Here is an 11,753-nt window from a genome sequence, read left to right on the forward strand (position 1 = left end):
CTATAGTTTCTTTCGGTCAGATCCCGAGATTCCCTGAGAGAAAATGCGACATAGTCAAAAAAGAGTTGAAGTTTTCGTGTAAATTACTAAAAAAGAAGGACATGAAGTTATCCATCGGAAACCTCCCCCAGTCGCTTACTGACGAAGCCCTTGAGAAACTTCTTTCCGCTCACGGGAAAGTCGAACACCTCCAAATCAAACGTGACAAAATCACGAAGGTATCTTTGGGATACGGAACGGCGGAAATGGCGGATGCAGATGCTACCAAAGCCATTGCTGCCCTAAACGGAAAAGAAGTGGATGGGAAAAAAATCGTTCTTGTAAACCAAGAAGAACTCACCAAACAACAAAATGATGCCGCAAAGAAAAAAGGAAGCCCTGCCGTTTCCAAACCTACCTTTGGTCGTAACCAAACGAGTGGTGGTGGAAATACAGGGGTCCAAAGGAGAGGCGGTTCTCGCGGTTCATAAATGAAACCCTTGACCGGCAGTTACCTCTCCATTGGAGCCGGAGAGAACCAAATCCCCCTGATCCGGGCAGCTAAAGCCAGAGGACTGAAAGTCATCTCGGTGGACACAAATCCCCTGGCTCCTGGGCTTGTGGAATCAGACATTCGTATATTAGAATCTACTCACGAATACCGGAAAATTCTCCATTCCATGAGTAAAGTCCCCCTTCCCTTCAAACTCATGGGGATTGGGTCTCGCTCCTATGGCAAAGCGGTATACACAGTCTCGTATTTAGCGGAAAAATTAAAACTTCGAGGAAATCCTCGCGATACGGTGAATCTCTTTCTCGACAAAGAAAGATTTAAAAACTCGGTTCAAAAATATGGAATTCCTATCCCGAGTTCTCTCCAGTCCCACTTACAGACTAAGACCAAAGAGAAAAAAATAGAACTCAATTTTCCACTCATCGCCAAACCCAAAGAAGGTTCTGGAAAAAAAGGGATTTTGGTTTTGGAAACGGAGGTCGAGTTCAAAAAATTCAGCCGCTTGAAAACCAGCGAAAGTTTCTTACTGGAGCCGTTTATTACGGGAGATGAGGTAACAGTCCTTGGTTTTGTGATCGCCAGAAGATTTTATTTGATCTCCCTTACTGACAAAATTACGACAGGAAAACCAAACTTTATAGAAGTAGCCCATGTAGCACCTTCTAAACATATCCCTATGGCGGGGGAATTAAAAATGATCTGCCAAGCAATCGTCACTGCCACCAAATTAAAAACAGGTCCCTTTGTAGCTGAATTCAAAATTACAAAAAATAAAGAATGTTTACTAATTGAATCCGCTCCGGAAGTGGGGGGGGAATTTTTAGCCGATGTACTAATCCCAGAACATTATGGGTATCAGTATTTTAACGACCTACTCTCCGTTACCATTGGAGAAAAAACAAGACCTGGATTTTTGAAAAAAGCAAAAGACGGGATCACTAAATCAGCGTTAGTGTTTACACTTCCGGGTGAGCGCCAAAAAAAAATGGGGGAACCCATTGGTTTTCAAACGAATGCGGGCGAATCTTTATTTTTTCAAAAACAATTGGTTCCGACAGGTGCCTCTCTTGAAAAGTTGGAAGGGAATCATAAAAGAACCCAAGTGTTTGGAATCACAACCAAACTATCCATCTCCACCAAAGATTGGTTAGATTCTATTTTTACAAGAATTCAATCATGAAAAATGTCTGGGATGAACACTACGAAAGGCCAAAATCAAAATTAGCCTTTCCCGATGAAAATCTAGTACGCCTACTTTCGCGGATCAAACCCACCAATCGAAATGCTCTAGACTTTGGATGTGGTTCCGGTAGGCATTCTTATCTTTTACAAAATGAAGGTTTTCAAGTTACCGGATGTGATACAGCCAAAACTACGATTGACCAATTGCAAAAAGAATCTTCGTCGATTCGTTTCCTCCATACACCAGATACAAATCTGCCGTTTTTACCCAATGAATTTGGACTGATTGTGAGTTGGGGTGTGTTTCATTACAACAAACGAGAAGAGGCAAAAAAACTACTCTCGTCTTTATACAATTTCCTGGATACCGGCGGATTTCTTTTAGGTTCCATTCGTGCGGAAGGTGACACCCATTTAGGTTTAACGAAAGGAAAAATGAACTTACAAGACCTTAGCGGTGGTTATGCGGAAACTTATTCGATCGAGGCCTTAAAGGAATTTTTATCTATTTTTTCGAATGTATCCATTGGGTATTCGGAACGAACTCCCCTCGGTAAATTGGAAGAACGTATTTGCCACTGGTTTTTCCTTGCAGGAAAGTAATGAACCCAGACGTTTCTTTGTTGGAAGAATGCCCACTCGACCAAGTTTGTGATTGGCAACCTTTATATAAGACCACAGGAAAATATTCCGGGTTGTCAATTGTAGAATGCAAACATTGCAAACTGCAAGCCCTCTACCCACGCCCCAACCAAAAAGAATTATATTCTAAAGACTACTACCAAGGCAAAGCCGACTATACTTATATTGATGAAAGAGATAACAAAAAATTCGCAATGTATGTTTGGAAGGCCAGGATTCGCAATATCAAGAAGTTTGTTCCTTTAGGAAAGTTTTTAGATATAGGTTCTTCCTTCGGTGGATTTTTGGAATCAGCAAGAGAGGCAGGTTTCCAAGTCCAAGGTGTGGAGATTTCCGAGTATGCGTCTCGTTATGCGAATGAAAATGGAATTCCAACTTTTAATGGAAGTTTGATGGAAGCCAAATTCCCAAACGACCACTTTAATGTGATCACCATGGTAGAAGTGATTGAACATATCGAAAACCCAAGTCACTTCTTCAAAGAACTGACGCGAATCCTAAAACCGGGTGGCCTTCTCCTCCTCCAAACTGCCAATTTTGATGGGCTGCAGGCCAAAACGGAAGGTTCCAGCTATCACTATTATATGCCTGGACATGTGTATTATTACTCCGATACCATACTAAAAAAAATATTGACGAACCTTGGTTTTAATCGTTTCGTATCGTACTTCGGAGTGGATTTTCCATTGTTTGCGAAACTACAAAAATCACGAGGATCTTTCGAAAATTGGAAAGACTACCTCCAGTGGTTTCGCATTTCGTATTACCATTTTAAATCAAAATGGAAATCAAACGGAACCCCCATCACCTCAAGTTACGTTTTGTACGCTTTTAAAAAATAGGTAGACCAGAATGATTGATGCAACCAAACCTCCTTTACTTGTCCGACTCACCGCGATTCCAGAAAAGAAAGGTTGGAAAAGAAAACTCATCATTAGCCTTCGCGTTTTATTAGTCTCTGTTCATAGGTTTATGAAAGATGATTGCCTCATCATTGGTTCGAGCCTTGCTTACACAACCATTGTCACTCTGATCCCTACCTTAACTGTGGCTCTTGCTTTAATCACAGTGGCCTCAGGAATCCAAGCTAGGCAAGGCGAAATGGTGGATGATATAAATTCCTACCTACTCCGAAACAACATCCAATTTGATATCACTCCGTATTTAGATACACTAACCGACATTATCTCCACTGCTTCACAAATTGGGGCCGTCGGATTTGTGGTTTTTATTTTTTCGGCAACCGCTGTTTTGCGATCCCTAGAAAAAGCCTTTCATATCATTTGGAAAATTGACCTACATAGAAATTTTATTAATAAATTTGTATTTTATTTTTTTCTGATCTCCTTTGGTCCCCTTCTCTTTGTTGTCGGTAAAAACATCACGGATAAATTTTCGGATTTGGTTCGACCTCCCCATCTAAAGTCCATTGTTTCCACAAAACATGGGGAACTTTGGGTTGCGGGGGAAAAGGGAAATATTGGAACCATAAAAGAACTCAATAAATCCGTATCCTTTATCCCAAGTTCCAGTATTGATTTTGAAAATATGCTCTGCGTCGATTTTGAAACGGTAGAAACGGGAACTTGTAAAAAACCAGACATTTCCAAAGAAAATTTTTTCCGTATCCGAAGTATTGGCGATGACCTTTTTACCATTTCGGAAGAAGGGACCTTTCTCTATTCGAATGACTTAGGTAAGTCTTGGAAACTCCATTCCCTAAAAGGAATCGCTGTCGCCGACTTTGGTGCGATTGATTTTGATACCTTGTTTATCCTAACCAAGGACACTCGCACACTGCGTTACGAAATTGGAAAAACACTGAAAGAAATCAAACGATTCACTGATCCCGCCATCACTCCCATTCGCGTTCGATTCTTTTCTGATAAAGATGGATTTATCTTAGACCGGGAAGGCCGGCTTTGGAAAACAAGCGATGGAGGCACTACATTTTTCCCACAAGAGATTTCCCAAAAACCTCTGAACGATATTGCCTTTCTCAATCGAAACGTTGGATTTTTAGTAGGAGATAGCGGAGCCATCTTCAAAACAACTGACGGTGGTTATACTTGGACTGACTTAAGCCACAGAAAGTATTCTTATGAAAGAGTTTGGGTTTTTACTTCACCAAAAAAACAAGACTTTGATATTTTTATTCTAACTGCCCTCGGTGACATTCTTTTATCGGAAGATGAAGGAGAAAACTGGTCTACTGCCTACAAAGGTAAAGCCGGGATGATCCTTGATATGATCCTTATCTCTAAAAAATCTTTAGAGGCAGATGTTCTTACCGATGGAACCACAATTCCTGCAGATGATACAATTGAAATCGAAACCCAATCAGAGGGTGAATCAACAAATGAAGGTATGCTTGGAATTGTAGGTGTGGGTGAGTTTAATAAAATCATCCGCGTCGAAGAAGATAGCAAAGGACAAACCATTTGGAAAAAATACCAGGGAGGTAAACGATTTTTTTCCCTTTATTCCATCTTTCAAATCCTCCTTCCCCTCCTTGCCCTATGGTTGTTCTTTTTGCTTATTTTTAATATCATTCCGAATACCAAAGTTCCCATCAAAGCCTCTTCGATTGGAGCTGCTGTCACTGGGATCATCCTTATTATTTTCTTTTGGGGATTTATCAATATCTATCTCACCTCCTTTACCGAAAAAACAATGTTAGTGTATAAGGCACTTGCAGCGATCCCAATTGCTCTCCTTGCCATCTATTCGATTTCACTCATCATTCTATATGGTGCCGAAGTGACAGCTACCTTACAATTCCCTGACCGCTACCTACTTCCCAAACATCCGTTTGATGATATTGATAGCACCTTGTCTTATGAGTTTTACAAAACCATCCAAGTATTGGCTCTGACTTACGACCACCAATCCAAAAATGGGGAACTGATCAAACTATCTGTTTTGCGAAAAAACCTTCTTATGCCAGAGAAAGACTTAAGTGATATCTTAGAGAAACTCAGCGATGCTAAACTTGTGGAAACCACAAAGGACAAACGAATCGCTCCCGTAAAACTTAAAGAACAAATTGATTTGATATCATTATATGAAAGAACTTCTAGTTTCAAACTAGGAGCACCAAAGGAGCTAACAAGTGTCACTCCTAAATTGAATGAAAGTTTGCTTTTGGTGGAAACCAAACTCAAAGAGGAACTGAGTAAAATTAGTTTTAAGGATTTGATTTAAGATAGTATAGCTTACGTTAAGTGATTGATTCAATTTGATCATTCAAGCTGGTTTGAAACTGGGGACAAAAGATATTACTTTTGATCCCAGCCAAATGATGTTTAAAATCTATAGATAAGGGTTCTTTTTTACAGGTGGGAGAGAGGCAGACATCTGTTTGTAAATCTCTTCTGCAAGACCCATGGATTCGTTTTGGGAAATCTTTTTGGCGTACTCATCATAGAGCATATCTTCGAAAATTTCTTCCGCATACCCACCATCGATCATTTTTTCTTTATGAACCGAGTTTTTCATTTCTTTTAACATCATCTTCACAAAAACAGATTCAAATTCTACGGAGGCATCATAGAGTTTTTTACGATACGGGTCTTCTTTGATTTCTTCACGAATGTTTTGTGGCACTCGAATCGAAGAAGAACTAACCTTCCCCATCAGTTCTTCATGAGTTTCCAGTAAGTTTTGGAAATCATTCAGTCCCTGTTTTTTCGGTTTTTCTAAATCATCAGAATAAGATTTCATCCGGTTGAGGATGGATTCATCTTGGGATCGGCTAAGTCTTCCCGAATAGTCTTGGATTTTCTGAATGTCCATATTATGTCTTTTAAATCTATCGGCAGTTTTCCCAATTACTGTATCACAAGTTCTGCTTTTAGGGCCCCTTGTTTTTTTAAGGCTTCCAGAATGGAAATGATGTCCTTAGTAGAGGCACCTACTTTATTTAAGGCTGCCACCACATCCGAGACTTGGGTGGTTTCTTTTAAAACAAAAACCGATTCCCCTTTTCCCTCGTCTTGGATGGGAAAAAAATACCGAGCCTTGTCCCGGTTGGCAATCTGGATGGTAAGACCTTGTTGGGAGATCGCCACTTCATCAATCGCGATATTGGCTCCCATCACGATCGTTCCCGTTCGTTCATTGATGACTACTCGGGCCACAGGTGAGGAATTGACGGTTAAGTTTTCTAATTTTGCAAGGAAGGCCAAATCCAATTTGGGTTCTCCGGCCACAAGCTCTCCGGCTGCATTTTGGCTAGAGGGTTTGAGAGGCAGCGGAACCAGAACCTCAGTAGGAGATACCACTTCTGGAACAATCGAAAGTTCATTCGTGATCGCATCCACGATCGCTCCCATGGTGGTATAGTCCTTCTCAAGTAAGGTCAATTTCACAGATTTGGTTACAGGGGCATTGGGAACAGATTTTTCTAGAATCGCACCCATAGGAACCAGGGCAGTATTGGATCCAGATTTTTTATCGGCTCCACCTCGTTTTTTATCTTTTCCACCAAACACGAGTACGCCGGAGGCAACTGCGATGGTTTCGCCATTTCCCGCTTTTAGCGGAGACTGTAAAAGCACTCCGCCTTCCAGGGAACGTGCATCACCCAGTGAAGAAACAAGGATATCAATTTTATCGCCTTCTTTGAGGTTCACAGGAACATTTGCTGTGATCAGAACCGAAGCTGTGTTTTTCGCATCCCTTAGATTCTTCTTGGTATTTACACCAAGGCCTGCAAGATAGTTTTGTAAGGCCTCTTCTGTCAGGGGATTTTTTGTATCTCCCGTTCCGTTCAGGCCTACCACAAGACCAAACCCAGTCAGTTGGTTTTCACGAACGGCATCAATTCGCACTAAATCTTTTAAGCGAGTTTCCACGGCCAAGAGAGGGAGAGAAAAAGAAGTAATTAGAACCGATGATACAAAATAAAAAGACCGGAAAACGTTAAAAGTCTTTGGGATCCAATTTAAAATACTTAAGTTCATTTGGCCAATATTCCTAGTATCCATTGGATCACTCACTTTCCCCTAATAGTCGTTTGATATTCTTTAAAATAATTTCTTGTTTTTCAGGTTCAGAAAGTTCGGCTTTTTCTGTTACCGTTCCATCAGGATTTGTGATTCGTTTCATTTGGATATTGGGATTGGTTAATTCTTTTGGATTTAAAGTTCCTTGGTATTCCACTCGCAAGTTGGCAATTAAGTCGCTTGAGATAAACCGATTTTTATCTAGGTCTTCCGGGGATATCGTTCCCGACAAACGAAGGTTAATTCTTTCTTCCGATAAGTTAAATACCTTACTTCCCTCAAGCTCCAAATTTCCTGTCCCTGGATCAATCCCTGTGACAAGAACCGCCATCACACCCACTACTTTGCCTTGGGATTTAGATTTTCCCACTTTGGAACGCATATATGTGGAATTGGAATTATAGGCCGGAAGGTCAGGGACTAATTTTTTATCGGGAACGGTTTTGATATCATTATCAAAGGTAGCTTTGTATTCCGATTCATATTCTACTCGAAGTCCATTTTTTAAAACTACTTTGACAACGGTTCCTGGTTGGATGGTTTTAGGATACGAATAAGGATCTTTGTCCTTCCACAAGGAATCCGCAGATAAAAAAGAAAGACAAGTGAAAGTCAAAAAACTAATGGCTGCAAGTTCAGAAATCGAAATGACAAATTTTCTTCCCAGTGAAGTTCTTTCGAAGGAAACCCTTTTTGTGATAACAATCTGATTATGATTCGCATTAAATTGATCATTTAAACCTGGATTTAAATTAGATTTTGAATCTAAATGTATATTTGATTTCATAAGATCTTTATAACTCTTCCAGAAGGCAGATCCCTTCATTTTGCACACGGGCTTTGATGATTTTTTGCGATGCTAAGTTGAGAACCTGAATTTCATCCCCACGGTTCCCAGAACCAAGGGCCCTAGTTTTGATCTTTAATAATAAATTTCCGGAAGTATATACCAGTTGGACTTCTTGTCCTCTTTCGATGGTATGTAAGGTTCTCACTTGTTTTTTTTCAATGGCAGTGTCTGTTGTAAGAACTCCGAGAGCTGTTTTTCCCACAGGACTTTCGTCCATATACTCTCTATTATGGTCTGCGGTAAAAAATTCTTTTAGAGCCACGTCGGCATCCGATAATACTGCTTTGGAAGGGATTTCTCTTGTAGTGAAGTAAGCTTTTTTCTTTTCTTCTATGAGAAAGGGAATGGATTCGGAGTGCACCATCTTTCCTTCAAAATAATAGTCCAAAGGAAAAAGGCGTTTTCCTGCATGGAGGGTGCGACCCGTATTACGCCAAACCAGTTTGGTTCCGGAGATAATTTGGATGGAATCCTTTTCAGAACTTAAACGAACCGATTGGCCTTCTTCACCGAGAGATCCGTCCACATTTTCTTCTAGTTCTTTCCATAAAGATCTTTCTAATTCTTTTCTACCAACCACAGAAGTTTTAGGAAGAAGGATTCCTTCTTTCCCCATCACTTCGATAGAGAGGTCTTCTCCCGTTTCTTTTTTATAACGTGTGTTTAGCGAATCCTTTAAATTTTCCGGTTCCAAAACGAGTGGGGATTGCAAATTTTGAAAAAGGATAGGGTTCCAGTTTCCTTTCCAGTTGGTAAAATCAGACAAACGAATCTCACTATTCCCCACAACTGTTTTGGGTTTTAAGTAGAGACGATTCTCCTTTTCCTTTGCCAAGAGAGACAAAGAAAAAACCAAACTAAAAAAGAGGAGGAACCAAGTTTTCATTAACGTTTCAAACCAATGGCCGTAGAAAGCATGTTATCCGAGGTTTGGATGGTTTTGGAATTGGATTCGTAGGCTCTTTGTGCCACAATCATATTCACCATCTCTTCTACGATTTTTACGTTACTCATTTCCAAAAAGCCTTGTAAGACACTTCCGTATCCTTCTTGGGATGGCATTCCTGGAATTTCTGCACCAGAAGCCACAGTTTCTCGAAACAAGTTTTTACCCACAGCTTGGAGACCTGCAGGGTTTACAAATCGGTAGAGTTCTAATTGACCAATGGTTGTAGGACGAATGTCGTTCCCAATTTTCACTGTGACTTCCCCCTCTTCGGAAACCATAAGAGTATTGAGGATTGCGTTTTCAGGTAGGATGATAGGTGGCTCGAGTAAATATCCGTTTGAGGTGACCACTTGTTGGTTGGAATCAATCTTAAATGATCCATCCCTCGAATAGGAAAAAGTTCCGTCAGGCATTTGGATTTTAAAGAATGCCATCTCCCCCGTCAGGGCAAGGTCGAGTTTGTTTCCAGTGGCTTGGAAAGAACCGATTTCGAATAACTTCTGTGTGGCGGCGACTTTCACCCCATGACCCACATTCACACCAGTAGGAATTTCGGAAACAGAGGTGGCTGGAGTTCCCGCAAGGACTTGGTGTTGGTAAACTAAATCTTCAAAGTCCACACGGTTCTTTTTAAAACCAGTTGTGTTTACGTTGGCCAAGTTGTTGGCAACGGTATCAATATGAAATTGTTGGGCAATCATCCCGGTAGCGCCGGTCCAAAGGGATCGCATCATAAAAAGGCACCTCTACAGCTTTCTATCGGTAGAGTTTACAAAAAGCTAAGTGTCTTTTTTCTCTAGTTATGTCTTATTTTCCTGTGCTTCCAAATCCGCCGGATCCCCTTTCTGTGGCCGAAAGCTCTGTCACGACTTGCAAAGTAAGCTGGCCGACGGCCTGAAACACAATCTGGGCTACCCGAGTTCCCGGTTCGAGGACAAAGTCCGCACCACTCAAATTGAGAAGTGGGATAAGGATTTCTCCCCGGTAATCAGAATCAATGGTCCCGGGGCTATTCGGCATAAGGATTCTATTTTTAGTTGAGAATCCACTTCTTGGTCGGATCTGACCTTCATACCCGTCGGGGATGGCCATGGCTAGGCCCGTCGGAACGAAAACCACTTCGTCTGCGGTGAGGATTAAATTCTCCGTTAGGCAGGCAGAAAGGTCCATTCCGGCGGAACCGGACGTTTTGTATTCGGGAACGACAGCCCCGGGTTTTAAAATTTGGAGAGAAACAATGGGAGGCTTCATTAATTTTAATTTCTTCTTTGGTTTATATTTCGGAGAATAGAGATTTGATTCAGGTCAAGACAATTCACTACGTATTGTTTTTTACTACCCACCAAATTGCACGGGGATTTTGGAGAATTGACTTTCTGACATATCTCCCACACAAGACAAATGCACTTTTTTCAAATCAAACAACTGTTTTGCGGTCTCGTTGATTTCCTCTAAGGTGACCGATTTAATTGATTTCATTCGGTCTTCCAATGAGAAGTATTTTCCATAATAGATTTCTTGGAGGCCAATATTGTTCATTCGGTTTTCAGGGAGTTCATACCCGATAGCGATAGAACCCATTTGGTTGGATTTTGCATCTGCCAGTTCCGATTTGGAAAAACCATTTTTCGAAATACTTTCTAATTCTTTTAGGATGAGTTCCACACAGCGTGCCGCCTTCTCTTTGGAAGTGGCCGAGGAAATGGAAAATAGTCCCGTTGTTTTGTAATAAGAAGGAAAACTATAAATGCTATAACAAAGCCCTTCTTTTTCCCGGATGTTTTGAAAAAGCCTCGAGGCCATTCCCCCACCAAGAATGGTAGAGATCAGTTGGGTGACAGTCACCGTTCGGTAGTCCCTCTTGTTTCCATTCACACCAAGCATAATATGAAACTGTTCGATTTTACGGCGTTCCAAATGCTTCGTATAACTTTTTTTAGGTGCCGGGATGATAAATTCAGTGTGATCTTTTCCTCTTGGGTTTTCAAAAGAAAAATATTTATTGGTAAGATCTAAAATTTTTTCCCAAGAAAAGTTTCCAGAAACGGAGATCACCATATTTTTGGGAAAATAATGTTTCTCGAAAAAACTGCGGATGGATTTTTCACTCACCCCAGTAACAGATTTTTTCGTTCCAATGATATCACGCCCATAAGGTGACTTTCCAAATATATTGCGAAAGTAATAATCATACACAAAATCATCCGGTGCATCTTCATAGGAACGCATCTCTTCCATAATGACACCCTTCTCTGTTTTGATGTCTTCTTTGCGAAAAAGAGGACGAAATAACATATCAGAAAGGATTTCAAAAGCAAGCTCCGCTTGGTCTTTGATAGCAACTACATAGTACTGAGTGTATTCACGACCCGTAGATCCATTCAAAATTCCACCGACACGTTCAATGGATTCGGCAATTTCTTTACTGGTACGAGTTTCCGTGTCTTTAAAAAGCATATGCTCTAAAAAGTGGAAGTATCCGTGTTCGGAATTGGTTTCGGCAAGACTGCCCTGTTTCAAAAAAACACCCACCCCCATAGAGGATGCGTGTTTCATAGGTTGGAAGAGAACCGTTAACCCATTGGGTAAAACGGTTCGTTTGCATTCGATAACGGATGCCATTTGGTTACT

12 protein-coding genes are annotated in these 11,753 nt (G+C 40.9%); 5 read left to right on the plus strand and 7 right to left on the minus strand.

Annotated features, from left to right (window positions below; genetic code table 11):
• Nucleotides 1–101: 101 nt before the first annotated feature.
• The 5 genes from JWG40_RS02045 to JWG40_RS02065 are packed head-to-tail and all read left to right on the plus strand — an operon-like array spanning nucleotide 102 to nucleotide 5,521.
• Complete coding sequence (locus JWG40_RS02045) at nucleotides 102–470, plus strand: RNA recognition motif domain-containing protein (RefSeq protein ID WP_205284204.1); 369 nt, start codon at nucleotides 102–104, stop codon at nucleotides 468–470.
• Entirely contained in the window at nucleotides 471–1,673 is a 1,203-nt protein-coding gene (locus JWG40_RS02050; protein WP_205284205.1) for an ATP-grasp domain-containing protein, read from the plus strand.
• Entirely contained in the window at nucleotides 1,670–2,278 is a 609-nt protein-coding gene (locus JWG40_RS02055) for a class I SAM-dependent methyltransferase (protein WP_205284206.1), read from the plus strand. The genes JWG40_RS02050 and JWG40_RS02055 overlap by 4 nt, the downstream gene beginning before the upstream one ends.
• Nucleotides 2,278–3,159 carry a class I SAM-dependent methyltransferase gene (locus tag JWG40_RS02060; protein WP_205284207.1) on the plus strand — a complete coding sequence of 294 codons (882 nt, stop codon included), beginning with the start codon at nucleotides 2,278–2,280 and terminating at the stop codon, nucleotides 3,157–3,159. The genes JWG40_RS02055 and JWG40_RS02060 overlap by 1 nt, the downstream gene beginning before the upstream one ends.
• Nucleotides 3,160–3,169: 10 nt before the next feature.
• A complete protein-coding gene (locus JWG40_RS02065; protein ID WP_205284208.1) occupies nucleotides 3,170–5,521 on the plus strand; it encodes a YhjD/YihY/BrkB family envelope integrity protein in 2,352 nt (783 codons plus the stop codon).
• A 108-nt stretch (nucleotides 5,522–5,629) separates the two neighbouring features.
• Here JWG40_RS02065 and JWG40_RS02070 read toward each other — a convergent pair whose 3' ends face one another.
• From JWG40_RS02070 to JWG40_RS02100, 7 genes are all read right to left on the minus strand, one after another.
• Complete coding sequence (locus JWG40_RS02070; RefSeq protein ID WP_205284209.1) at nucleotides 5,630–6,112, minus strand: rod-binding protein; 483 nt, start codon at nucleotides 6,110–6,112, stop codon at nucleotides 5,630–5,632.
• A 35-nt stretch (nucleotides 6,113–6,147) separates the two neighbouring features.
• Nucleotides 6,148–7,305: a flagellar basal body P-ring protein FlgI gene (locus tag JWG40_RS02075; protein ID WP_205284210.1), complete on the minus strand. Its 1,158-nt coding sequence runs from the start codon at nucleotides 7,303–7,305 to the stop codon at nucleotides 6,148–6,150.
• 4 nt (nucleotides 7,306–7,309) lie between these two features.
• A complete protein-coding gene (locus JWG40_RS02080; protein ID WP_205284211.1) occupies nucleotides 7,310–8,110 on the minus strand; it encodes a flagellar basal body L-ring protein FlgH in 801 nt (266 codons plus the stop codon).
• Nucleotides 8,111–8,117: 7 nt separating this feature from the next.
• Nucleotides 8,118–9,059, minus strand: coding sequence for a flagellar basal body P-ring formation chaperone FlgA (gene flgA / locus JWG40_RS02085; protein ID WP_205284212.1), 942 nt, complete (start codon nucleotides 9,057–9,059; stop codon nucleotides 8,118–8,120).
• Nucleotides 9,059–9,856: a flagellar basal-body rod protein FlgG gene (flgG, locus tag JWG40_RS02090; RefSeq protein WP_002974360.1), complete on the minus strand. Its 798-nt coding sequence runs from the start codon at nucleotides 9,854–9,856 to the stop codon at nucleotides 9,059–9,061. The genes flgA and flgG overlap by 1 nt, the downstream gene beginning before the upstream one ends.
• A 73-nt stretch (nucleotides 9,857–9,929) precedes the next feature.
• Complete coding sequence (gene dut, locus JWG40_RS02095; RefSeq protein WP_205284213.1) at nucleotides 9,930–10,373, minus strand: dUTP diphosphatase; 444 nt, start codon at nucleotides 10,371–10,373, stop codon at nucleotides 9,930–9,932.
• Between the two features lie 84 nt (nucleotides 10,374–10,457).
• Nucleotides 10,458–11,744, minus strand: coding sequence for a M16 family metallopeptidase (locus tag JWG40_RS02100; protein WP_205284214.1), 1,287 nt, complete (start codon nucleotides 11,742–11,744; stop codon nucleotides 10,458–10,460).
• Nucleotides 11,745–11,753 lie beyond the last annotated feature (9 nt).

It is taken from the genome of Leptospira abararensis (assembly GCF_016918735.1).
GTDB classification, from domain to species: domain Bacteria; phylum Spirochaetota; class Leptospiria; order Leptospirales; family Leptospiraceae; genus Leptospira_A; species Leptospira_A abararensis.